Here is a 22,314-nt window from a genome sequence, read left to right on the forward strand (position 1 = left end):
TCATATTATATGTTTTTTAATTGAATTCTCCCATAGAATATTAGAATTAATGTATAATATGTATATATTAAGTATTTTTGCACGAAATTAGAGGGTAAGTACATATGACACATACAAATGATTCTGATTATATGAGTCTTCATCAACCTTTAGATAGTTATAAAGCTATTTATAAGGATTTACACAACAAACATGTTAACGATAAGTTAGATAGTTTGGTCTTAGAATCAAAAATTGATATCCAAGCAAACAAATCGACTGTTAAAGACATAAGACTCAATGAAAAAAATAGAGATAATTTAGCAAAAACAATCCGCAATAATCGAAGTTTACGTTCTTTTTTAATTTTCTTAATTGTTGTTTTAGTAGGTGTAATTATTTATGCTATCTATCAGCTGACATTAGCACCGAACACTTTAAGTTATATACTTATACCAACTTCTATTCTGTTATCCATACTATTTATATTTTTGATATCTAAAAAGATTAATCCTAAAATTAGAATACTTGTTAAAGATAAAGAAGCTATCATTAAAAAACTAGAAGGACTCTTTAAGGAAGCTTGGACACAAATGCAACCATTAAATGACTTATTTTATGAGGGTATGAGTCAAGAATTATTCCAAAAGACAGTACCGTTAATTAAGATGGATCAAATGTTTGATTCTAAGCGTTTAGATTATTTAGTCAATAAATTCGGCCTTGATGATCTTAATGTTTTAGATAGGTCAACACTTTATGTTCAATCTGGTGAAATTAAGGGTAATCCATTTTATATCGCAGAAGATTTAGTACATAAAATGGGTACTAAGACGTATTCTGGTTCAATTACAATCACTTATACTTCTACTTCTAGAGTGAATGGTCGTACCGTAACAACCACCCATACTCAAGTACTTACTGCATCAGTTAATAAACCTTACCCATTATATACAGAACAATCTTATCTCGTTTATGGAAACGAAGCTGCTCCAGATTTAATGTTTTCTAGAATAGACTCAGATGCGGAGCATATGAGTGAAAAGCAAATAGATAAACATGTTAATAAGACCATTAAGAAGTTAGAAAAGAAATCTAGAAAAAGCGTTAATCAAGGAACCAATTATACGGTATTTGGTAACTCAGAGTTTGAAGTCTTATTTGGTGCAACCAATAGAAATCATGAAGTGCAGTTTAGGTTATTATTTACACCACTTGCACAAACAGAACTCCTAAAACTTATGAAAGAAACAACACTAGGGTTTGGTGATGATTTCGACTTTATCAAACATAAAAAGATAAATATTATCGTGCCGGAACATCTAGCAACGATTAAACTAGATATGGCGCCTAGCTACTACACAAGTTATGACTTTGAGGATATTAAGAAAAAGTTTGTAGATTATCAAAATGCATACTTTAGACACATATACTTTGCTTTTGCACCAGTACTTGCAATTCCTCTTTACCAACAAACAGTTACTCAAGAATATCTCTATAAAGATTTATATAGTAGTTATGTCTCCTTCTTCGAACATGAACATGTCGTAAATAGTATGGATATCAATAAATTTAGACATGAAGAATCTGCTACACGTAATATATTAAAGACTAAAGTGGTTCGAAGCAGTGATCATAAAGACGTTGTTCAGGTTACTGCATATGGTTATAAGAGTGTACCACGCGTAGATTACGTTTCTAGATTAGGTAGAGACGGTAGAATGCATGTTATACCAATTCCTTGGAATGAGTATATTCCAGTAGATAGACAAACAAACGTTGAAATCAATGTAACACCTGAAGACAAACCATTAACACCTAGACAACGTGTTGAGGAGATGGTTGAACGTCTAAGAACTAATAATATGACACCAAAAGATATGTTTATTATTAAAAATTTCGCTGCTCGTGTATTAAACCCAGAAAAAAATGATAAAATAAAGACAAATGAAAGGAAATAAGTCAATGGGAAATGAGTTAAATGAATTAAATGGTCCGGTAAATCCAGACGGTCGTGACATCAATGTCATCGAAAAACAGTTACAAGTTAAAGTGGGTGTGGGTTCATTAATATTTGAAATCGCACTATGGGTATTGGGAATTATTCCAGGGTTGATTTTCTTGTTTATGAAGATTAATGCTAAAAAATATTTCAATCAACTTCAACAACGTATTCAAAGAGATGCATCTCAAATTGATAATTATCTAGAACAACGTGTTCAAGTGCTACAAAACGTAGTTGGTATCGTTAAACAATCAGTTGATTTAGATAAAGATGTGATGAAATCTGTTGCAGCACTTCGTTCTGGTATTCATCCAAATGAAGAAAATAGAAATGAAATTCAAGGTACAGTGGATAGTGCAATGCGTTCAATTAACGTAGCATTCGAAGCTTATCCTGATTTAAAAGCTCATAGAGCATTAGCTGATGCTATGCAACAAAACTCATATCTACAAAAAGAGATTACTGCGGCTAGAGAGTTATATAATGACACCGTATTAAGATGGAACTCTGATATCTTTGCATGGCCAACAAAAATGATTGTTGCAGCGCGTTCAAATTATACAACACGTATTCCATTCTCTGCTTCTCAAGAAACTAAAGCTCAAGCAAGATCAACATTCTTCTAATAGTTATTCATTAAAAAAACCACATTTCAGGATGTGGTTTTTATATGCTTAACTAACGGATTTACATGGACCATACAGTGAATTACATCATAGTTTGCTTCAATATAATGGTGAACATCTTCTGCTATCTTGTGTGCAGCTTCAAGTGAAAGTTTATTATCCACTGATATTTCTACGTCCACATAAAATTGTGACATATGTTTTCTAACCTTTAAGTCATCAACTCTTAATACACCCTGACAAACTAATATACTTTTCTTTATAGACTTAATCGTGTCATGATCAGGTGCTTCATCAACTAAAAATGAAATAGCCTCTAAAATCATTTTAAAGCCGGAATAAAATATAAATATAGAAATTAGTATAGATGCGACCGGTTCAAAATATATAAAACCTACAAGCGCAAATGTAATACTAATTAAACTAATTGTTGTAGAAAAGATATCAAACATGTGGTTTTTACTGTCTCCATATAAGACGACAGATTGATATTTTTTAGCTGTTTTATAATTTAGAATAAATAAACCTATTTTGATGACGAGTGAAATCATTGAAGCAATTACAGTTATGAATTCAGGCTGAGCTATAAGTGTTGGGTTATTGATTGTAGTAATTAGACTTCTTATACTACTGTAACCTAGAATGCTAGCTAATGCCATAATAAATAGACTTAAGAATAAGTAGAGTATACCTTCAAATTTCTCATGACCATACGGATGATTTTCATCTGGTTCTTTTGCTGTAACTCTAATGACCACAAGTAACATCAAACTTATAAAGATGTCTACAAAGGAGTTTACCCCGTCACTGAATAAACTTTCTGATGATCCCAAATAACCAAATATTAACTTAATAAGTGTCAACACGATATTACCTACTAGACTTATAAGTACGACGCGTCTTAAAATATTTATTCTCATATTGTCCTTTGAAAAATACTGCGAGTATGAATTACTCACAGTATGATTATTGATTTAACATATGATATTCTATCACAGATTAAGTTAAATAGTACTTACAAAATATTAAGGGTATCCTTATAACTTTCAACGTCTATAAACATGTTATCAAGGACTTCCTTGACAGTTTTTACCTCTTTAACTAGACCTGCGATTTGACCTGCCATAAACGATCCATTTTCTACATCGCCTTCCATGACTGCTTTTCTTAAAGAACCTAAGGTAAGATGCTCTAATTCTTCAAAACTTGCACCTGATTTTTCTAAATCGATGTATTTTACAGCCATTTGGTTTTTAATAACTCTAACAGGAGCTTTTTCTGAACCAGTAATGATTGTGGATGTATCTGTTGCATCAACTACAAGTTGTTTAAAGTTTTCATGGATTGGACATTCTTTTGTAGCAAGTAATACTGTACCAATTTGAACACCTTTTGCACCAAGTGCAAATGCAGCTAAAACACCTCTTTTATCTCCAATACCACCAGCTGCAATTACAGGGATTTTTACTGCATCAACAATTTGAGGTACCATTGCCATCGTGGTTAGTTTACCGATGTGTCCACCAGCTTCCATGCCTTCTGCAATAACAGCATCTGCACCTGCTTGTTCAACGCGCATCGCTAATTTTGCTGTTGGTATGACAGGTATTACAATCATGCCTGCTTTTTTCCATGCTTCCATGTAAGGAACTGGGTTTCCGGCACCTGTTGTAACTACTTTAACACCCTCATCAATAAGTAATTGAGCAATGTCTTTTGCATGAGGACTCATTAACATAATATTTACACCAAAAGGCTTATTCGTTAACTGTCTTATTTTTTGAATTTCTTCTTTAACCCATGCAGCATCGTTTCCGCCTGCACCGATTAATCCTAAACCACCTGCATTAGATACTGCAGCAGCAAGTTTGGCGGTTGCAATATTTGCCATACCACCTTGTATAACCGGATATTTTGTTCCTAATAATTGATTAATGTTGTTCATGTTCATTCTCCTTTTTTGGTGGCATCACAACAGCTTCTCCAATCACAACTTCTTGATCATGTTGATTGGTCGCAATAGTCTTTAGTGTGACTCTGTTTCTTTTTTCATCAATACTTGTTACCTCTACTTTAATAGATACTGTATCCCCAATAAATACAGGTTTCACGAATTTAGAATCTTGTCTTAAATAAATAGTTCCTAAACCAGGTAAAACAGTACCTAAAACTGTTGAAAATAATCCTGCGATAAATCCACCATGCGCTATTCTTTGTTGAAAAATTGAACAGCTCGCATATAGATCATCTAAATGAACTGGATTCATATCTCCAGTAACACCTGCAAATATATGAACATCTGCATCGGTAATCGTTTTGTTTAATAAAGCAAACTGACCAACATACATTTGGTCTATAGTTTTTCCATGCATATTTGTTTCCTTCTTTCTGTATTAAATTGTAATCTGAATGGTTTTTACACCCTTATATTAAACCTTAAATACCCTATTGTCAAGCAATGTTATAACAATATATGAATATTTATTCATACAACATAATTTTATATATTTAAACACAATTAAAAATAAAAAGAGCTCGAAAGCTCTTTTATAGTTTTTCATGGATATTAGCCAAGTGCTACGTCTAGAATCATCATAATTACAAATCCTAGCATAAATCCAAAAACTGCAAAGTGTGTGCCGGATGTCGCATTCTCTTGTGCCTCAGGTATTAATTCTTCTACAACTACATAAATCATTGCACCTGCAGCAAAAGCTAATGCATATGGAAGTATGACAGTCATTGAAGTCACTAAAATAGCACCTAATACTGCAAACAGTGGCTCAACTAATGCAGAAGCTTGCCCCCACATAAAAGCCTTTTTTTTACCCATTTTTTCTTGTGAAAGTGGAATAGATACTGCAGCACCTTCTGGAAAATTTTGAATACCGATACCTAAGGCAAGTACCATTGCAGCAATTGTGGCTGCTTCTATCGATCCTGTTGTTGCACCAATAGCTCCAAATGCTACACCAATTGCTAATCCTTCAGGAATATTATGCAAGGTAATTGAAAAGACTAAAAGAATAGATCTTCTCATTTTAGTCGTAATACCCTCTTTTACATTTTTCTTACCAAAATGCATATGTGGAATGACTTTATCTGCTGCGAATAAGAATAAGCCCCCTAAACTAAACCCAATAGCTACAACTAACCAAGCAATATTACCTTGTTCTTCTGCAATTTGAATACCAGGAGCAAGAAGGGACCAAAAACTAGCTGCAACCATCACACCTGCTGCCACACCATACATCATACCTAACACATTTTTACTAATATTTTTAAAAAAGAAGACAAGTGCTGCACCAAGGGCTGTAACAAACCAAGTGAAAATACCACCTAGTAATGCCTGCACCCAAAGTTCTAAACTCATGAACCATTCAAACATAATAACCACCTCTTTTGTCATTCTACATTTATATTTTATCATAGTTTTACGTAATTTTTAAGCATGTGCTTAAAATTAATTTAACCAAATGATTAATTTAATAAAAAAAGAGTTTTCACTCTTTATTTAAAGGACAGTTCCATAAATTTTATCAGTAATAATATCTGTTAAATCCAATTTTTTATCATCATATTGTATGGTATAAAGTTTAGTAAATTCATCATATTTAATAATAGATAATTCTATGCCAAGGTTAATATGATGCTTATCTAAGAATTCTAATAAACGCCTTTGATCAACTACTCTTTTGACTAGAAATATATCACCAACTTGAGCTTGAGATAAGGAAACTAAAGTATCATATTCTTGGGGTTGTTTCACACCAGGAATTGGATTTCCATGGGCACATACAACAGGTTGACCTAAAGAATCATATATATGACTCATCAAAACATCAGAGGATGCATGCTCGAGTCTTTCTGCTTCATCATGGACTTTAGACCATGGATAATTTAGTTTTTCAACTAGATACTTTTCCCATAAACGGTGATTTCTTACTAACCTAATAGCTTCTTTTAATCCTTTTGGTGTAAGTTTAACACCCTTATAAGGTATAAAGGTTACTAATTTTTTTGTGGCTAATCTACGTACCATTTCATTCACAGTTTGATCCGTACTTTCCATGATGTAGGCTATTTCAATATTTTTAACAAGTTCTCTGTTTTGTTCAACAGTCAACTTATAAATATTTTTGATATAATCTTCTTCTGCTCTGTACATAAATTTTCCTCATTTCTTCTATTTACTATGTTGCTATCATACATCTTTTAGTATGTATATGCAACAGATGAACTATTTAAAACTCTTGACTAAATTATCTAAGACATAATCCCATGCTTTATTAAAGTATTCGTAAGCAAATTCCCATGTTTCACCTTCTAAGTAACCACTATTTGTTAGTCGAAGTAATGTATGGTTATCCATCTCAATAAATTCTAATAAAACCCTTGTCTGTGCCTCACTTTGTCATTAAGGACTCAAAAGTAGGCGGCACATTCCATGTAAATGATAATGTATGATTTGGTGTAAAGGATAGGACTTTACAGCCCTCACTACCTCTATGTTTAATACTTTTGTCGGTAGTAAAATATATTTCATATTTTCCACCGGGTTTTATTTCTATGTCATTATCCTGACTAAAAAACGTATTAAGACCATCTTTAGTTGTCCATTTAAGATAAACATCTTTAACTTTTGCAGGTATTATTCTTTCTTTAATCAAAGTTTTCATTTTAAAGTATCCTTATCTTCATCTATAAGTTTTTTCAGTGCTTTTTCAACCGGAACAATAGTTAAAGACATGATAACTACCTGAATCATCATCAAAATGAAACCAACGACTGCTAATGTATCTTCTTTACTATCTGTTAAGTAGATAAAAGGAACTATGGATATCAGTAATAGAATGAGTGATAGTCTACTCCAAATTTTTCCAATATATACTTGAGCAAAATCCCAAGTCTTTTGATTCATCTTGGATCTTTTTGTTCTATATCCATAATAGTCATTAATCCATTTAGGTGGTTTTTTACTAAGTATAATACCAATAATATGCATTAAAATCGGAATAAAGATGCTACTGATCAACATAAAGTAGTAGAAAAACATTGAATTTTCTCCTTAAGTGACTTTAGTTATATTCTATCATAAATAAACTGCCATCCTAAAATGGCAGTTTATTTACTTACTATAATATATTACAGGACTTGGTTCATAGTTCTTTAAATCCACTTCAATAGATTCAATCACTACCTTGGTTAAAGGTGCATCATTGGAATTCGTACTTAGACTCTCAATTTGGTTTAAGATAGTAAAACCGCTTATAATACCACCAAAGGATGCATATGCGCCATCTAAATGTGGTGAGGTGGATGTCATCATAAAAAACTGTGATGTTGCACTATTTTTATCACTAGTTCTTGCCATGGAAAGCACACCATAAGTATGTTTTAGGTTGTTTAAAAACCCATTAGAAGTAAACTCACCACGAATTGGTAATTTTGAGTCCTTAACCATACCGCCTTGAACCATAAAATCTTTGATAATTCTATGAAAACTGCTATCACTAAACTGATCATCTAATATATAGTCAATAAAATTATTGACGGTATTTGGTGCAACATCATGAAATAACTGTGCTGTAATAATGCCATAATCTTTGACTTTAATAGTGATTATAGGGTTTTCATCATTTAAATAATTAAAGTACGCCAAATCCTCTAATTTAACATCTACTTCTTCGCCTTTATCAGTTTCATCAGGTGTTTTACTTTCACATCCTACAACTATAAAAACACTAAATAATACAAGAATTGATAATATTAATTTCCTCATCTATATGCTACCTCTGCAAATTTTTCTCTAAGAAAGATTATAACATGCTCTAGTTATATTACCAAGTGTATTATGAGTAGACTTTATAGAGATAGTTTTCAGATGCATCAACAAATATTATAAATCCATATGTATGAGGTAATTCTTAGTATGTCTACAACTCAAAGTATATGTTACATACTACTAGGCATCTAAATCTAAAACTGGTGTGATAATAAATTTACATGATCTACAATAAAAGGATACAGCCTTTTTTTTAGTTAAAAATGGTGTTTTTGTTATCATAATACTATTTTGAGGTCTACCAAAAATTGTAAGAGGCATCATCTCATCCTTGGGTAGCCACATAATTGGCATTTTAGTGTTGTAAATGTAGCCTTCTTTCATCGTATTTAGACATTTTGGACATTGCATGGTTCATCTCCTTTTATAGTCTATTGATTTATTTTTATGATTCTGTTGTACTGTAAATTCATTATATCATTAACTTAGATTCAAATACTTTATAGTTATAAGTAAATCATAATATAATTAAGACAACATCATATAAAAGGAGTAACTTATGGAAAAAGAATTAAAGTATATGATTTTAACTGTCGAGAGTTATCCGTTTGGGTTTGAAATTAAATATTTTTATTTACCAGTTATGAACCATATTCAAATCGGTGATGTTATAAAAAGTAAACATGGTCATCGATATAAAATCATAGATGGTAAAACTAAACTTTCTATGACAGATATTGATACAAAAATATACATACCTTTCGAATAATTACCACATCACTTAATCAACGGTGATGTGTATCTACATAGATTTAACCAAACTTATCACATGATAACTATACACGGAGGAATACATATGAAAAAAATCCTGATTAGTCTCTATTTAGTTTTGTGTTTTTATACACTGTTTCATCTTATATTTAACTTTCAAAATGAAGGTGTTCTAGAAAGTATTTTTTTATTGGAAGCCGATCCACTTGTTTTTGCAGTATTTAATCTTCTTGGTTTGTTTCCATTAGCCTTTTTAACTTTAGCACTATCTACAAACAAATTAAAAATTTTGGACTTCGCATTACTTTTCTCTGGATTTATGTTGGGTGGTTTTGTAAGTACTCTTTATTTTATACGCGCTTCAAAACCTAGTTTCAAACCTATAAAGTGGTTGCAGTCAATCTCTATACTTGGTATATTATTGACATTTATGACGATTGTAAGTGGTTTAATTTTCGGAAGTATTACTACCTATATAGAACTATTCAAAAGTGACTCGTTTATACATATTATGACACTAGATTTTATATTTATGGTGTTCATTAGTCCTATATTATTAAGACCAATATCCAAATACTACTTGCTAGGTTTAATACCAATCATTGGCATATTTATACCATTCATTATAGATAAAAACATACAAGCAAAATAATAGTTGACTTCAACTATTATTTTTTTAGTATCTCTTTACCTAATTTTTCCGCTTTTGTATGTATAGCTAAATCGGGATAAGTTTCAAACAAACTTTTATTTATCTTTTGTTTTAGTTTGATTAAATATATATCATGATGAATGTGTTCTGATACAATACTAACCATCAAATGATTTTGGGTTGTTGTAGCCTGCCATTCCCCTCTAAAAGGGTCATAATTGGCCACCAAAACACTTTTTAGGTCACTTACAAGCATTAATCTATTAGATTCGTTTTGTTCGTTTTGGTGACTATATATGAATACATTGGGTTTACTATAATTTGTTTTAGCAAAACTAAATACGTGTACATCCACACCTTTTCTATTTAGAAAATCAAAAGCATCTTCAAATAACTCTAATTTTAAATCTGTGTTCATGTACACTTCTTGTCTCGATTCATAAAGTAGTGTTCTGGCTTTTCCAATAATTGCATCAAAGCCGTTCATGTTAAAATAAGGTGTTTTTAGTGGCTGAACCTTAATTTGGTTCAATTGTTTTCTTAATTGCTGCATATGTTCTTGATGCTTGAATTCTAACATACTTAAAAGTTCATTAGGATCTTGACTATAATAAAGTTCCTTATTTCCACTTTCAAGTAAAAGTACACCTTCTTGATGCATTTTATCAATAATGCCATAAATAGAAGATCTCGATAAACGAATATTTTTCGAAATTTCATAGACAGTTTGTCCTGGATTTTCTAATAAAAATACATAGATCATGGATTCATTTTCCGTAAAATAAACAGACTTTAATAATTCAATGGTATCATTCATAGCTATTACTCCTTATCACTGTAAGCGTTGTCTCTATTATACAACGATTTTGTAATACTTACAAAAAAAGCGCTAAGTTATAAAAAAAACTTAAGGTGTTTAGTCTCTTTTGACTATTTACCTTAAGTTCTTTAGTTATATACTCTTTATAAGTAGATTTAACGCTTCATCAATGCCTTCTAAATCTACCTTATTAATTTCTTCTATTTTTTGTACTAAATTGGATGTTGTAATTAAACCAATGACACGGTCTACACTAGATCGGATTGCTTTGAGTTGTGTCACAATATCCTCGCAACTTGCTTGATTGTCGATAAGTTTAAGTACACCATTAACTTGTCCTTGTGTTCTTTTGAGTCTATTTACAATCGTAATATCACATTTCATATTCAACATCTCCATTATAAGCACTCATGCCACCTAATACGTTGGTAATCTTAAAACCTTGTTGAGCTAAGAAGTTTGATGCGACTTGACTTCTTGATCCACTCCAACAGACGACATAATAATGATCTTTTTTATTGATTTTTTGTAGATGATTACCAAATTCTGATAAAGGCATATGAATCATATCTTTAATGTAACCCATACTCATTTCACTTTTTTCTCTTACATCAATAACTTTTACTTGACCTTTTCTTACTAACATTTCTAGTTCTTGAGCCATAATTGTTTGATACATATTATTTAACCTCCTTTTGAGTTTTACTATATATACTATATGAACCATCTAGATTATAACAATCATAACCTAATGGTCTTAAAATTTGTTCTGCATTGTAACTTCTAGTACCACTTTGGCAGTATAGTACTATTTTTTTATCTTTAGGTATTTCATCTAGTCTTGAACGCAAGTCATCGATTGGGATGTTTAATGCGCCTTTAATTTTACCTAGACTTCTTACTTCTGATGTATTTCTAACATCAACAAAGAAAGCACCTTCTTCAATGAGCGCATCCACTTGGTGCCATTGAACCGTCTTAGATAGACCTAATATAACATTTTGACTTACATAACCTGCTAAATTCACGATATCTTTAGCACTACCAAATGGTGGTGCATATGTAAATTCTAGTTCTTGTAACTCAGTAACTTTTAAGCCTGATTTTATTGCTGTGGCAATAATATCAATTCGCTTATCTACACCTTTTTTACCAACTGCTTGTGCCCCAAGAATTTTTTGAGTTTTCGGATCAAAGATTACTTTTAAATTTATGGAGGTAGCACCTGGGTAATATCCTGCGTGATCATTTGCTAATAAGTGGATGACCTCATACGCTCTATTCCCTAATTGTTTTTCATTTAATCCAGTTGATGCAAATGTTTGATCAAATAAGCGAACAATAGAGGTACCTAATGTACCTTGATATTTAACATCTAATCCATTTAATATATCAGCTAATTGACGCCCTTGGCGATTTGCAGGGCTTGCTAGAGGAATTAAAGTATCTTCGTTTGTAATAAAGTTTTTGACGATGATTGCATCACCTACTGCATAGATATCTTTAATAGAAGTTTCAAAGTATTCATCTACTTTAATTCCATTTCTCATACCAACTTTAATACCAGCTTCAACAGCCAAATTTGATTCAGGTACAACACCAATTGAACTAATAATAAAGTCTGCATCTAATTTTAGGTCATCAAATATAAGTTTATTATCTTCGATTTCTAATAGGTCTTTAGATGTATAAACATCTATACCTTGCTTTTCAAGTTCTAACCTAGCAAATTGACTCATTTCATAATCAAGTGGTGTTAACACTTGGTTAGCTCTCTCTATAATAGATACATGAAGTCCTAATTTCTTTAGGTTTTCAGCAACTTCTAACCCGATGAATCCAGCACCAATAATCGCAACCTTTTTAGGGTTGTTAGTATGGATAAAATCCATAATATAATCTAAATCCGGTATATTTCTAAGTGTAAAGTATGGTATGGTATCCATGCCTTTTACTTGAGGGATAATTGGTTTCGCACCTGTAGAAATAACCAGTTTATCGTAAGGATAAGCACTTTCTACACCATTATTTTTTACAATAACTTGTTTCTTTTTAGGTTCAATTTTGACTACTTCATGATTTTGTTTGATGATTAGATTAAATCTATCAATGAGCATCGTATCTTTTGCAACTAACAGTTTATCTCTACTATCAATTTCCCCTGAAATATAATAAGGTAGACCACAATTAGCAAAAGATACAAATGGACCCTTTTCAAATATAGTGATTTCATCTGCCTGATTGAGTCTACGATATCTTGTCGCAAAACTCATACCACCAGCTACACCACCTATAACTACTATTTTCTTCATGACATTACCCCCTTGTATAATATTTAAGCATGCCGCCTTTAATATTTACCGCATCGACACCATTTTTCTTTAAAATCCTTACTGCCATTCTACTTCTCATGCCAGATTGACATGTTACAAACACTTTTTTATCTGTTTTATATTTAGAAATTTGTCCTATAGGTATGTTTTTAGCACCCTTATGATGAAAAGGTTGAAACTCATATGGTTCTCTTACATCGATGACAATATCAGCATCTTTAATGTCTCGCCATGAAACGGAATTTGATTTGAAAAAAAACATTTTTTATTCTCCTTATATGGTTAAATAGGTTCATCCAACGATACCCCATTGGGTATACTTACATCATTCTATTACAACCTATTTATTTAGTCAAGAATAAGCACTTACACATTTTAGATTCGCTAAATATTCACATATTATATATGCTTGTACATATAAATAAAAAAACAATCTAAAAAACTTAGATTGTTTTTAGGTATAGCATACGATCTATTATCGTAGACTACGCTTTATGTTTGTTTATCAACTCAACTATTTGTCCAACTGATAAAAGTTTTCCTGATGATACGACTTTTCCATCAATGACTAAACCTGGAGTAGCCATAACACCTAATTTTAGAATTTCGTTAGTATCAGAAATTTGTTCAACACTTTCTTCTATTCCGCATTCTTTTGCGGCATCCATCGTATTTTGATAGTTTTGCATTGATTTTTTGCAGCAACCACCAAGTGCTTGTATTTTCATTTTTATTTCCTCCATTTATATGAAAATATATCCAATAAAATTAAATAAATAACCAATAATGATGATACCTATCATGACAATCACTATAAACCATACTAAGAGTTTAGTTTTTACCACACGCTTTAGCATAATCAGTGATGGGATAGATAGTGTTGTAACACTCATCATAAATGCTAATATTGTACCTAAACCTGCTCCTTTGTTGAAAAGTGCTTCTGCAATTGGTATGGTACCAAAAATATCTGCATAAATTGGTGCACCTACTAAAACAGCAATTAGTACAGAAAATGGATTATCTTTTCCTAAAACACTTTCAATCCACGCTCCTGGTATCCAGTTGTGTATGAGACTACCGAAACCAACACCAATAACAATATACCAAAATACTTTTTTATAAGTATCTTTGACCTGATCGAGTGCATAGGTCATTCTTTCCTTCGTTGTCAAAGACTCTACTTCTAAATCTACATTAGCACCATCAAACACAAATCCTTCGATATAATTACCTAAACCACTCACCTCAATGATTGAACCACCTAAGACTGCAAGAACTAAGCCTACGATTACATATGCAATAGCTACTTCAAATCCAAAAATACTTGCAAGTAGGATCAGTGCACCTAAATCCACCAATGGACTAGATATTAGAAATGAAAATGTCACTCCACTGGATAACCCAGCTCTCGTAAACCCTATAAAGATAGGAATAGATGAACATGAACAAAACGGAGTTAGAGTACCTAATAATGCGCCTATTGTATTTGCTCTAACACCTTTAAATTTACCTAATATCTTTTTAGTACGTTCAGGTGGAAAAAATGATTGAATGTATGAAACAATAAATATTAATACACACAATAAGATACCAATTTTAATAAAGTCATAAATGAAAAATTGTAAGGATAAACCCCATTTACCACCAGCAAATTCAGATCCAAATAAAAAGTTAAGTAATTCTCCAACTAAGCGATTGAGCCATTTCATAGCCAGTATTTCATTTGTTATAAACCCTAGTACATCACTCATTTATTTAATACTTTCCTTTCAGTAGGTATATGGCATATACAGTCTTCAGATACAGTCACGATATCTTTCATATATTCCATAAATTTATCCGTCATATGTGTATTAAGTGAATATCTCATCCAAGAACCATCCTTGTTACCTTCTACTAATCCAGATTCTGTTAACATTTTCATATGGTAACTTAAGGTGGACTGTGTGATATGTACGTTTTCTAGAATCTCACACGCACAAAGTGAACCGCAAGATAGCATATCTAAAATTTTTAATCTGGTCGGATCACCTAAAGCTTTAATTACTAGTAAATATGTTTGATATTTTTCCATCTTTTCACCTCTAAATAAATATAATAAAAACACATTGATAACTATCGATATGATACTAGTATACTCCTGATATCGATAATCGTCAATATGTTTTATTCAATATGATTTATTTCATTACTTTTAATTTATATAATTAGAAAATACTACGCTGTAATATCCTTTTTCTTGTAAAAATACCAAGATAGTAATAAAGATATCGCGATGATGCCTAAAGAAATAACTAAGTATAACGGCTTAATCATCTGATCATTTACAATACTTACCGCATTGACAAATTCATACGGTGAAATGTATTTTAAATATTCAAATTCATCTGTTAGTTTACTTATTAAGTCAATAACATACATGCCAATAACAAGCCCTAATGCAATGCTCAACACTCTTCTTGATTTTGTAACAAACACACTAATTAGGAAGGATATACTTGCAAAAATCATTTGAAGAACAAACGGTGCATAACTGTATAAAAACCATATGGTCATATTTACATCACCATAAATTACAAATGCTGCCATTAATACAAGGGCAACCAAGCTATTTAGTATAAGTAAATTTAGAATAATGACCATTATTTTACCAAATACGATTTGTGTTCTACTAATCGGTTTACTTAGTAGAAACTCAATCGTCTTATCATCTTCTTCTTTACTTAATATACTTCCGCCTAATATTGCAGCAAAACTTCCACCAATAAGATTTACAAATAAATAACCTTCAACACCAAACCAACCATAGAAAGTACTCATATCTAGTCCACCTTCACCCATGCCAAAAATTTCTAGAAACTCCGGTGGATACATACTTAAAAATTCTTCTATATTAGAAAAGGCATCTTCAAATGCAGGAAATAACATAAGCATTAATGCTGCAGTACCTGCAACAATTACTGACCATAAGATTAAACTTTTAAAGTTTCTTTTAAATTCTGTCATAATGAGTTTGTTCAAGATATGTCCTCCTTCTCATAAAAGTGCATAAATATTTCTTCTAAAGTTGGTTCAGTAATGCTCAAATCTTCTATGTTTATCGCACTTAATTGTTTAAGTAGTTCATCTATAGAACCATTAAAAATAAATGATATATTACCGTTTTGATGTTCTACTTGAATCATTTGTTCCGTTATCTTAAGTGTATCTTTAGTTTTAATTTTTACTCTTTTTGACTTGGATTTAAGTATATCTTCTATTGTTTCGACGCGAACTAGTTTACCTTCTCTAATAATCCCTACTCTGTCACAAATACGTTCTACTTCACTTAAGTTATGGGATGAGAAGAAAATGGTTGTACCCTTTTTCTTTTCAGCATCTAGAATTTGAAAAAACTTATTTTGAATTAGTGGATCGAGTCCGGATGTAGGTTCATCTAGAATAAGTATCTTAGGCTTCGTTACAAGTGCTGTTACAATAGCAACTTTCTTTTTATTACCAAAAGATAAGTCCTCAATTTTTCTGTCAACATCTAGGCTAAGCATTTCAACTAGATGGTCCATATAACCCTCATCTACTTCCCCATTAAAGCTTGATGCGTATTTAATAAACTTTTTGACTGTCATATCACCGTAAAAGTTTACTTCACTTGGAATGTAACCTACTTGTTTTCTAATAGCTATCGTATCTTTTACAATATCTAACCCATCTACTTGTGCAGAACCACTTGTAGGATATATCAAATTTAGTAAAGTTCTAACGGTTGTTGACTTACCAGCTCCATTAGGGCCAATAAACCCAAAAATCTCACCAGGATGAACCTCTAGTGACACATCAATAATACCTCTTGATTTTTTATTATAGTATTTTGTTAGTTGTTCTAGTTTAATCATAGCATCCCACATCCTTTATCTTTATTATACTCTAATTATAAACTTGATTCATTCTATATTAATCTATATAATCTTTTACGACACCAACTTATATTCCAATCATAATACGTGTATAATATAAATAGTCGAGGTAAACAATAATGATAAGGTTAGCACAAATAGATGACTTAGAGGGTATTATGAGTGTCATCAAGGACGCTCAATTAAGAATGAAAGAGGCTCACATGACTCAGTGGCAAAACAATTACCCAAACCCTAAGGTCATTACAAAAGATATTGAAGATAAATCTCTTTATGTTTATACTAAAGATGGAGATATCATAGGCACGATGAGTGTTTTCTCATATGATTCAGTTTATGATCATATAGAAGGTACATGGCTAAATCAAAATCCTTATATCGTTATTCATAGGATTGCTTTAGCATCTAGTGTTTTAGGACAAAATAAAACAAAAGAAATGATTAATTTTGCTTTTAATCATTTTAACATTAAGGATATAAGAATAGATACACATCCTAAAAATACACCAATGATAAAGACTTTAGAGCGTCTAGGCTTTGTTTACTGCGGTATTGTCTATGTTACAACTGATACGGATGCTTTAAGATTAGCCTACCACAAACATATTATTTAATAAAAAATGTGCAAACCTTACAAATTGGGTTGCACATTTTTCATTAGTAAAATTCTATATGTTTAGCTCTTTGTCTTCTTATCATTCTATTAATGTCTATGATGAACCAGACAATTAAACAAATACTTGAAAGTATAACAATACCTAATAGTGCATTTGTGTTTTCAAGATAGAGTGCACTAAATACAATCAATAAGATTGGATAAGCATAATGGCTTATCTTTTTTAATACTTTAATTAATTGCATTAGTGGATGACCAGATTTATCTTTATTAATTACTTCTAAAAGGGTCACTACGAGTTGGAATAAAATGTAAGATAAAGATATTGTTACTAGGAATTTAGTACTGTAAATGAGTGATGTGACAACTAAAGTGATCACCAGTCCTAAAAATATATAGGTTAATACGAATTTTAATCGTTTTCTAAATAAATTATCCGTATCAACTTTTTTGAAAAACAGTCCAATGAGTTTTGCAATACCTGTAAATAAAATTTCTCCAAATAACTCAAAAAATAGTTGAATTACTATTTCAAATAAACCTTCCATATACTTATCCCTTTTTCTATGTTTGACATAATTGTATCATAATAAATAAAAAACTTTGCAGATTTTTGATATAAGTCTTTTATATCTTTTATGCAAAGTTTATTAAAAATTTTATTTATAGTTTAAATTAATTTCTTTCTAATTTCTTCAGCAGATAGATTTATTAAATAGGCTGGTGCAATATCAGCAATTGTTTTAGCTCCACTTGCACCTTCTTTGTTTAGTCTATAAGCCGCTCTTGCATATGCCAGTAATACACGTGCTGTAAAATCCGGATTAGAGTCTAATTTAAGCTGGTATTGAATCATTTGGTGATGTTCATTGTTTAAGCCTGTTTGACCGTATCTAATAACTAAGCCACCATGTGGTAAGCCTTGATGATTTTTTAGAAGTTCATCATGACTTATGAAATGCACTTTTGTTTCATACGGTTCAAAATAATTAGGCATGGTCTTAATATCGTGTTCTATTTTTGTTAAGTCTGCACCAGTTTCTGCAACAACATAACAAATTCTTTTATGCTTATCCTTTACAGATAGTGTTGGCATGTCTCCATTTTTAACAGCATCAATTGCTGATTTAATCGGTACTGTATATTGAACAGCGTGTTTTACACCTGATACTCTTCTAATGGCATCTGAATGCCCTTGACTTACGCCTTCTCCCCAAAAGGTATAGGTTTCACCAACTGGTAGTATAGCTTCAGCAAGTATTCTATTGATTGAAAACATACCAGGATCCCAACCACTTGCTACTACACTTAACTTTTGAGCCTTTTTAGATGCTTCATCCATATGGTTAAAATACTCATTTATTAAAGCATGGTTATCATATCCGTCTACAGTATTCATAAGACTTGCGATTAAAGGTCCTTGAACTGGTAAATCAGACATGCTACCACCGCATAAAATAGCTACATCTATCCTATCTTTTAAGTTTTCGACTTCATCCAAATGATAAACTGATACACCTTTAGTCGTTGTCTCTAACGTTTTAGGATCACGTCTTGTAAATACACCAAACAGTTCCATATCATCACTTTGCAACAGACCAGTTTCTATGCTTTTACCAAGATTACCATATCCAATAATTGCAATTTTAATTTTACTCATTTTCTAACCTCTCTCATCACTTCGTATACAAATTACTTTTACATTATACTTCATAATTTAGTTTTTAGTTTCGTTATTGATTATATGAATTACTTATAATAATACTTGTTTATTCAAAAGAAACAATTACTTCTAGTCATTTATTGTTTGATTAATTGTAGTGGTTTTACCACTTAAATAACTACTAAATTTCATATTTTTAGTTTCATTATAGTTGAATAAACATTCAAAATAGCCCATACCCGAAATGGTAATGTTAACCGCATTATCATAAATTTCTTTGCGTATTTGGTAGACTTCATTAAACATTTCATCTTTATAAAACTTAGTACTCATGGCTTCTAATATGACTTTTTTGTAGTTTTCTAGATAAGCTTCAGGTGCACCCTTAACTACAGTTTTAAGCACTAGTGGATTGATTTGATCATCTACACCACCCATCGTAGTCATTTTAGCATATGGACTATATGAAGTCATACCATCTCCACTTGGGTTCCAATCTCTTGTAACACCAAAGGTTCTATCAAAATCATAAGGGATAAATATCGCTTGATTCGTATCTTTTAAAAAGTAAATGTAGTAGTTATTATAGTGATGTCTCAGATCATCAGGGTTACCTACCAAATACGAAATGGCTTCATAGACTAAATAATAGTTCATATTCACTAAACTAGAAAAATCTGTATCTTGATTCAGTGTTTGAATCAATGTTTTTAATAGTATATGTTCATTATTCTTCTTATTTGTTTTTAGATCATATACCGGAAAATACGATTCATCTTCATTTTCAACACCTATTTTATTTATTGTATCCATCGTAAGACTTCCACCTTTTTCATAGTCCCATCCTACTTTATAGAGATCTCCACCTAAGTGTTTCGAACCTAATCTTTTTTCTAAAAAGAGTTCATCAATACATTCAAGTGCAAAATACACGCCTAAGTTTTCATAATCTTGGCGATATTTTAATTGCATATTTACAGATGTTATCTTAGGTGCTAACACACCAAAACTTGAATACATTTCATAAGTCCAGTACTCTCTTGAATAAGTTTCATCAAAACTCTTATTCCACTTTAAATCTAATTTTTCCATACCAGCAAAAGTTCTATCTTTTCTTTCATCACGAGCTTCTTTACTTGCCCAAACTTTAGGGTTAGCATAGTATGCTTCATCATCAAAGGTTTGTTTAAAGGATAGTTTATAGTGAATTAGGTGATATAGACCTTGCTCTTGATTATAGAAATTAGTTCTTGAAGTATTACCCTTCATACGAATACCTACTTCTTCAAAAACATGAGTTTTACCATTGATAATGAATGTTACATTACTCATTCTGTATATCGGTGATTTGCTACCCTTGGAAGCATAAGTTTCATAATCACTTTGAATGAGTGCAAGTTCACTTTCAGCAATATCTATTTTGATTTGCACATTTGAGTTTACATCAAAAAATTCATCATATAATCCAGATGTATTCTTTACATAATCCATTTTAGTATCAAGAGAGACTATGTCATCATCATCTTCTTTATCTGGAGCATCCTCAGTCTTTGGTGTACAACCAACTACGAATATGCTCAAGATTATTGATAAAACGAATAGAAACGTTTTTTTCATCTGAACCTCCAAAAGTAAATCAACTTTAATTAAATTATACCACTTATGACATATTTGATGAGTTCATGCATATAAATTATAAACTTAGAAGTTTGATAATTTGCTTCGTGATATAATGTAGTTATACTAAATATATTAAAGGAGCGCTTCATATGAAAGTTATTAATCAGCATTACACATTAAGCAATGGGGTCAAAATACCAAAAATTGGACTAGGTACTTGGCAGGTAAAAGATGGTGATGAGGCATATAATTCTGTCTTAATTGCCCTTAAAAATGGCTATCGTCATATTGATACTGCAGAAGGCTATCGGAATGAAGCATCTGTTGGACGCGCCATTAAAGATTCAGGCATTCCTCGTGATGAAATATTTGTCACCTCTAAACTAGAATCACATATTAAAACGTATGAAGGTGCACTTGAAGCATTTGACAAGACACTAAAAGCCCTTGATTTTGAATATTTAGATTTATTCTTAATTCATGCACCTTGGCCATGGGATGAAGTTGGTAAAGAATGTCATGAAGGTAATGTATTAGCTTATAAAGCCATGGAAAAACTATATAAAGATGGAAAAATTAGAGCAATCGGAATATCTAATTTTGAACCAGTTGACATAGAAAATATCATTACTCATTGTGAAATTGTTCCACATGTGAATCAAATTGCTTACTTTATTGGACTAGATCAATCAAAAACTATTGAAAGTTGTAATAAGCATAATATATTTGTTGAAGCCTACTCTCCTTTAGGTACAGGCCGTTTATTATCTAATGAAGTTATAGTTCAAATGGCAGAAAAATATCAAGTATCACCCGCACAAATCTGTATCCGTTACTGCTTACAAAAAGGCACTGCACCATTACCAAAATCAACACATGAAGAACGTATTATTATGAATACAAAAGTGGATTTTGAAATTAGTACTGATGATATGAATGTCTTAGATCACGTCAAGAAGAATTTCTAAACATACCTATTTTGATATTTAATGAAAAACCTTACTTTTCGTAAGGTTTTTTTGAACATCATGTTTAATTTTTTAGGTACTTTTTAAATCATAAAATGAATTAATTTAATTTTTGTAATTGATCAATTTTAAGCTTGAAAATCAGCAAAAATACATATTTTAGTAAACGATATGAAAAGAATATCTGTAACAGTTAGATTCATAGATATTCTTTTTACTGATTGTATTAAATTTTTTGAGCATACTTGCTATCTTTAATTTTTGTTAGATCTTTTTTATCTATCCATGTTTCTGTATAACCACAGTCACTACATACATACAACCTTACTTCTACACCACCAAAACTACTAGTCCGTACATAGATATAAGCTAAACCACCTGAAGCATAGTATCTATCAAATTTTTTGATGTTTAAACTTTCACATTTTGGACATACTTTTGTGTCTTTCATTATATAACTCCCCCCCATTTTATTAAATTTATTACTACTTATTATATGACGTTCTTGTTACTTTAATTTTATGCTAATTATTTTATTTTAACAAATAAAATCATAAAA

The 22,314-nt window shown here is 31.2% G+C and carries 30 protein-coding genes; 6 read left to right on the forward strand and 24 right to left on the reverse strand.

Annotation, left to right across the window (positions count from 1 at the left end; genetic code table 11):
- The first annotated feature begins 104 nt into the window (after nt 1-104).
- Nucleotides 105-1,940, forward strand: a complete 1,836-nt coding sequence (locus ACL_RS03665) for an MAG1210 family protein (protein WP_012242684.1) — start codon at nt 105-107, stop codon at nt 1,938-1,940.
- A 4-nt stretch (nt 1,941-1,944) separates the two neighbouring features.
- The gene (locus ACL_RS03670; protein ID WP_041634008.1) at nt 1,945-2,610 is read left to right on the forward strand and encodes a LemA family protein; all 666 of its coding nucleotides are present in this window, start codon (nt 1,945-1,947) and stop codon (nt 2,608-2,610) included.
- Between the two features lie 26 nt (nt 2,611-2,636).
- Here the strand turns inward: ACL_RS03670 and ACL_RS03675 are convergent, their stop codons facing one another.
- The 10 genes from ACL_RS03675 to ACL_RS03715 form a co-directional block, all read right to left on the reverse strand.
- Nucleotides 2,637-3,530: a cation diffusion facilitator family transporter gene (locus ACL_RS03675; protein WP_012242686.1), complete on the reverse strand. Its 894-nt coding sequence runs from the start codon at nt 3,528-3,530 to the stop codon at nt 2,637-2,639.
- Nucleotides 3,531-3,625: 95 nt separating this feature from the next.
- Entirely contained in the window at nt 3,626-4,561 is a 936-nt protein-coding gene (locus ACL_RS03680) for a DUF561 domain-containing protein (protein ID WP_012242687.1), read from the reverse strand.
- On the reverse strand, nt 4,542-4,982 hold the full coding sequence (locus ACL_RS03685; protein WP_012242688.1) for a MaoC family dehydratase: 441 nt from the start codon (nt 4,980-4,982) through the stop codon (nt 4,542-4,544). Before ACL_RS03685 ends, ACL_RS03680 begins: the two co-directional genes overlap by 20 nt.
- A 194-nt stretch (nt 4,983-5,176) precedes the next feature.
- On the reverse strand, nt 5,177-5,998 hold the full coding sequence (locus ACL_RS03690; protein WP_012242689.1) for a ZIP family metal transporter: 822 nt from the start codon (nt 5,996-5,998) through the stop codon (nt 5,177-5,179).
- Between the two features lie 126 nt (nt 5,999-6,124).
- Entirely contained in the window at nt 6,125-6,778 is a 654-nt protein-coding gene (locus ACL_RS03695) for a metal-dependent transcriptional regulator (RefSeq protein ID WP_012242690.1), read from the reverse strand.
- Between the two features lie 72 nt (nt 6,779-6,850).
- A complete protein-coding gene (locus tag ACL_RS07560) occupies nt 6,851-6,982 on the reverse strand; it encodes a hypothetical protein (RefSeq protein WP_012242691.1) in 132 nt (43 codons plus the stop codon).
- A 34-nt stretch (nt 6,983-7,016) separates the two neighbouring features.
- The gene (locus ACL_RS03700; RefSeq protein WP_012242692.1) at nt 7,017-7,289 is read right to left on the reverse strand and encodes an SRPBCC family protein; all 273 of its coding nucleotides are present in this window, start codon (nt 7,287-7,289) and stop codon (nt 7,017-7,019) included.
- Nucleotides 7,286-7,666 carry an SdpI family protein gene (locus ACL_RS03705; RefSeq protein WP_049751951.1) on the reverse strand — a complete coding sequence of 127 codons (381 nt, stop codon included), beginning with the start codon at nt 7,664-7,666 and terminating at the stop codon, nt 7,286-7,288. Before ACL_RS03705 ends, ACL_RS03700 begins: the two co-directional genes overlap by 4 nt.
- A 72-nt stretch (nt 7,667-7,738) precedes the next feature.
- Nucleotides 7,739-8,392: a peptidylprolyl isomerase gene (locus ACL_RS03710; RefSeq protein WP_012242694.1), complete on the reverse strand. Its 654-nt coding sequence runs from the start codon at nt 8,390-8,392 to the stop codon at nt 7,739-7,741.
- 183 nt (nt 8,393-8,575) lie between these two features.
- A complete protein-coding gene (locus tag ACL_RS03715; protein WP_012242695.1) occupies nt 8,576-8,806 on the reverse strand; it encodes a PF20097 family protein in 231 nt (76 codons plus the stop codon).
- Between the two features lie 148 nt (nt 8,807-8,954).
- On the opposite strand from ACL_RS03715, the gene ACL_RS03720 reads away from it, so the two are divergent.
- Together ACL_RS03720 and ACL_RS03725 are read left to right on the forward strand one after the other, a co-directional pair.
- Nucleotides 8,955-9,164 (forward strand): hypothetical protein, encoded by a 210-nt coding sequence (locus ACL_RS03720; RefSeq protein WP_012242696.1) that lies wholly within the window; start codon nt 8,955-8,957, stop codon nt 9,162-9,164.
- 87 nt (nt 9,165-9,251) lie between these two features.
- A complete protein-coding gene (locus ACL_RS03725; RefSeq protein ID WP_041634018.1) occupies nt 9,252-9,818 on the forward strand; it encodes a hypothetical protein in 567 nt (188 codons plus the stop codon).
- Nucleotides 9,819-9,834: 16 nt separating this feature from the next.
- Here ACL_RS03725 and ACL_RS03730 read toward each other — a convergent pair whose 3' ends face one another.
- The 10 genes from ACL_RS03730 to ACL_RS03775 form a co-directional block, all read right to left on the reverse strand.
- The gene (locus tag ACL_RS03730; protein WP_012242698.1) at nt 9,835-10,635 is read right to left on the reverse strand and encodes a TrmB family transcriptional regulator; all 801 of its coding nucleotides are present in this window, start codon (nt 10,633-10,635) and stop codon (nt 9,835-9,837) included.
- A gap of 135 nt (nt 10,636-10,770) precedes the next feature.
- On the reverse strand, nt 10,771-11,022 hold the full coding sequence (locus ACL_RS03735; protein WP_012242699.1) for a metal-sensing transcriptional repressor: 252 nt from the start codon (nt 11,020-11,022) through the stop codon (nt 10,771-10,773).
- Nucleotides 11,012-11,317 carry a rhodanese-like domain-containing protein gene (locus tag ACL_RS03740; protein WP_012242700.1) on the reverse strand — a complete coding sequence of 102 codons (306 nt, stop codon included), beginning with the start codon at nt 11,315-11,317 and terminating at the stop codon, nt 11,012-11,014. Before ACL_RS03740 ends, ACL_RS03735 begins: the two co-directional genes overlap by 11 nt.
- A gap of 1 nt (nt 11,318) precedes the next feature.
- Nucleotides 11,319-12,950: an FAD-dependent oxidoreductase gene (locus ACL_RS03745; RefSeq protein WP_012242701.1), complete on the reverse strand. Its 1,632-nt coding sequence runs from the start codon at nt 12,948-12,950 to the stop codon at nt 11,319-11,321.
- A 4-nt stretch (nt 12,951-12,954) separates the two neighbouring features.
- Entirely contained in the window at nt 12,955-13,233 is a 279-nt protein-coding gene (locus ACL_RS03750; RefSeq protein WP_012242702.1) for a rhodanese-like domain-containing protein, read from the reverse strand.
- A gap of 223 nt (nt 13,234-13,456) precedes the next feature.
- Nucleotides 13,457-13,699 carry a thioredoxin family protein gene (locus ACL_RS03755; RefSeq protein ID WP_041634023.1) on the reverse strand — a complete coding sequence of 81 codons (243 nt, stop codon included), beginning with the start codon at nt 13,697-13,699 and terminating at the stop codon, nt 13,457-13,459.
- 15 nt (nt 13,700-13,714) lie between these two features.
- A complete protein-coding gene (locus ACL_RS03760; protein WP_012242704.1) occupies nt 13,715-14,725 on the reverse strand; it encodes a permease in 1,011 nt (336 codons plus the stop codon).
- Nucleotides 14,722-15,048 carry an ArsR/SmtB family transcription factor gene (locus ACL_RS03765; RefSeq protein ID WP_012242705.1) on the reverse strand — a complete coding sequence of 109 codons (327 nt, stop codon included), beginning with the start codon at nt 15,046-15,048 and terminating at the stop codon, nt 14,722-14,724. Before ACL_RS03765 ends, ACL_RS03760 begins: the two co-directional genes overlap by 4 nt.
- 143 nt (nt 15,049-15,191) lie before the next feature.
- Nucleotides 15,192-15,995 carry an ABC transporter permease subunit gene (locus ACL_RS03770; RefSeq protein WP_049751952.1) on the reverse strand — a complete coding sequence of 268 codons (804 nt, stop codon included), beginning with the start codon at nt 15,993-15,995 and terminating at the stop codon, nt 15,192-15,194.
- Nucleotides 15,992-16,867: an ABC transporter ATP-binding protein gene (locus tag ACL_RS03775; protein ID WP_197711667.1), complete on the reverse strand. Its 876-nt coding sequence runs from the start codon at nt 16,865-16,867 to the stop codon at nt 15,992-15,994. Before ACL_RS03775 ends, ACL_RS03770 begins: the two co-directional genes overlap by 4 nt.
- Nucleotides 16,868-17,007: 140 nt before the next feature.
- On the opposite strand from ACL_RS03775, the gene ACL_RS03780 reads away from it, so the two are divergent.
- Nucleotides 17,008-17,502: a GNAT family N-acetyltransferase gene (locus ACL_RS03780; RefSeq protein WP_012242708.1), complete on the forward strand. Its 495-nt coding sequence runs from the start codon at nt 17,008-17,010 to the stop codon at nt 17,500-17,502.
- 43 nt (nt 17,503-17,545) lie between these two features.
- Here the strand turns inward: ACL_RS03780 and ACL_RS03785 are convergent, their stop codons facing one another.
- The 3 genes from ACL_RS03785 to ACL_RS03795 form a co-directional block, all read right to left on the reverse strand.
- Nucleotides 17,546-18,052, reverse strand: a complete 507-nt coding sequence (locus ACL_RS03785; RefSeq protein ID WP_012242709.1) for a hypothetical protein — start codon at nt 18,050-18,052, stop codon at nt 17,546-17,548.
- 122 nt (nt 18,053-18,174) lie between these two features.
- On the reverse strand, nt 18,175-19,164 hold the full coding sequence (locus ACL_RS03790) for a diaminopimelate dehydrogenase (RefSeq protein WP_012242710.1): 990 nt from the start codon (nt 19,162-19,164) through the stop codon (nt 18,175-18,177).
- A gap of 132 nt (nt 19,165-19,296) precedes the next feature.
- Nucleotides 19,297-20,784 (reverse strand): CotH kinase family protein, encoded by a 1,488-nt coding sequence (locus tag ACL_RS03795; RefSeq protein ID WP_012242711.1) that lies wholly within the window; start codon nt 20,782-20,784, stop codon nt 19,297-19,299.
- 152 nt (nt 20,785-20,936) lie between these two features.
- On the opposite strand from ACL_RS03795, the gene ACL_RS03800 reads away from it, so the two are divergent.
- Nucleotides 20,937-21,755 (forward strand): aldo/keto reductase, encoded by an 819-nt coding sequence (locus ACL_RS03800; protein WP_012242712.1) that lies wholly within the window; start codon nt 20,937-20,939, stop codon nt 21,753-21,755.
- A 226-nt stretch (nt 21,756-21,981) separates the two neighbouring features.
- Here the strand turns inward: ACL_RS03800 and ACL_RS03805 are convergent, their stop codons facing one another.
- Entirely contained in the window at nt 21,982-22,206 is a 225-nt protein-coding gene (locus ACL_RS03805; protein ID WP_041634029.1) for a hypothetical protein, read from the reverse strand.
- Between the last annotated feature and the right edge of the window lie 108 nt (nt 22,207-22,314).

The sequence above is a fragment of the Acholeplasma laidlawii PG-8A genome (genome assembly GCF_000018785.1).
Classification (GTDB): Bacteria; Bacillota_I; Bacilli_A; order Acholeplasmatales; family Acholeplasmataceae; genus Acholeplasma; species Acholeplasma laidlawii.

Bases quoted from the DNA above. Each gene is read 5' to 3' on its own strand.
- ACL_RS03755 (WP_041634023.1), bottom strand. From the start codon at position 13,699: ATGAAAATACAAGCACTTGGTGGTTGCTGCAAAAAATCAATGCAAAAC.
- ACL_RS03705 (WP_049751951.1), bottom strand. From the start codon at position 7,666: ATGTTTTTCTACTACTTTATGTTGATCAGTAGCATCTTTATTCCGATT.
- ACL_RS03700 (WP_012242692.1), bottom strand. From the start codon at position 7,289: ATGAAAACTTTGATTAAAGAAAGAATAATACCTGCAAAAGTTAAAGAT.
- ACL_RS03695 (WP_012242690.1), bottom strand. From the start codon at position 6,778: ATGTACAGAGCAGAAGAAGATTATATCAAAAATATTTATAAGTTGACT.
- ACL_RS03780 (WP_012242708.1), top strand. From the start codon at position 17,008: ATGATAAGGTTAGCACAAATAGATGACTTAGAGGGTATTATGAGTGTC.
- ACL_RS03760 (WP_012242704.1), bottom strand. From the start codon at position 14,725: ATGAGTGATGTACTAGGGTTTATAACAAATGAAATACTGGCTATGAAA.
- ACL_RS03675 (WP_012242686.1), bottom strand. From the start codon at position 3,530: ATGAGAATAAATATTTTAAGACGCGTCGTACTTATAAGTCTAGTAGGT.
- ACL_RS03740 (WP_012242700.1), bottom strand. From the start codon at position 11,317: ATGTATCAAACAATTATGGCTCAAGAACTAGAAATGTTAGTAAGAAAA.
- ACL_RS07560 (WP_012242691.1), bottom strand. From the start codon at position 6,982: ATGGATAACCATACATTACTTCGACTAACAAATAGTGGTTACTTAGAA.
- ACL_RS03750 (WP_012242702.1), bottom strand. From the start codon at position 13,233: ATGTTTTTTTTCAAATCAAATTCCGTTTCATGGCGAGACATTAAAGAT.
- ACL_RS03795 (WP_012242711.1), bottom strand. From the start codon at position 20,784: ATGAAAAAAACGTTTCTATTCGTTTTATCAATAATCTTGAGCATATTC.
- ACL_RS03805 (WP_041634029.1), bottom strand. From the start codon at position 22,206: ATGAAAGACACAAAAGTATGTCCAAAATGTGAAAGTTTAAACATCAAA.
- ACL_RS03685 (WP_012242688.1), bottom strand. From the start codon at position 4,982: ATGCATGGAAAAACTATAGACCAAATGTATGTTGGTCAGTTTGCTTTA.
- ACL_RS03730 (WP_012242698.1), bottom strand. From the start codon at position 10,635: ATGAATGATACCATTGAATTATTAAAGTCTGTTTATTTTACGGAAAAT.
- ACL_RS03800 (WP_012242712.1), top strand. From the start codon at position 20,937: ATGAAAGTTATTAATCAGCATTACACATTAAGCAATGGGGTCAAAATA.
- ACL_RS03725 (WP_041634018.1), top strand. From the start codon at position 9,252: ATGAAAAAAATCCTGATTAGTCTCTATTTAGTTTTGTGTTTTTATACA.
- ACL_RS03690 (WP_012242689.1), bottom strand. From the start codon at position 5,998: ATGTTTGAATGGTTCATGAGTTTAGAACTTTGGGTGCAGGCATTACTA.
- ACL_RS03710 (WP_012242694.1), bottom strand. From the start codon at position 8,392: ATGAGGAAATTAATATTATCAATTCTTGTATTATTTAGTGTTTTTATA.
- ACL_RS03720 (WP_012242696.1), top strand. From the start codon at position 8,955: ATGGAAAAAGAATTAAAGTATATGATTTTAACTGTCGAGAGTTATCCG.
- ACL_RS03745 (WP_012242701.1), bottom strand. From the start codon at position 12,950: ATGAAGAAAATAGTAGTTATAGGTGGTGTAGCTGGTGGTATGAGTTTT.
- ACL_RS03680 (WP_012242687.1), bottom strand. From the start codon at position 4,561: ATGAACATGAACAACATTAATCAATTATTAGGAACAAAATATCCGGTT.
- ACL_RS03785 (WP_012242709.1), bottom strand. From the start codon at position 18,052: ATGGAAGGTTTATTTGAAATAGTAATTCAACTATTTTTTGAGTTATTT.
- ACL_RS03765 (WP_012242705.1), bottom strand. From the start codon at position 15,048: ATGGAAAAATATCAAACATATTTACTAGTAATTAAAGCTTTAGGTGAT.
- ACL_RS03665 (WP_012242684.1), top strand. From the start codon at position 105: ATGACACATACAAATGATTCTGATTATATGAGTCTTCATCAACCTTTA.
- ACL_RS03775 (WP_197711667.1), bottom strand. From the start codon at position 16,867: ATGATTAAACTAGAACAACTAACAAAATACTATAATAAAAAATCAAGA.
- ACL_RS03735 (WP_012242699.1), bottom strand. From the start codon at position 11,022: ATGAAATGTGATATTACGATTGTAAATAGACTCAAAAGAACACAAGGA.
- ACL_RS03790 (WP_012242710.1), bottom strand. From the start codon at position 19,164: ATGAGTAAAATTAAAATTGCAATTATTGGATATGGTAATCTTGGTAAA.
- ACL_RS03670 (WP_041634008.1), top strand. From the start codon at position 1,945: ATGGGAAATGAGTTAAATGAATTAAATGGTCCGGTAAATCCAGACGGT.
- ACL_RS03715 (WP_012242695.1), bottom strand. From the start codon at position 8,806: ATGCAATGTCCAAAATGTCTAAATACGATGAAAGAAGGCTACATTTAC.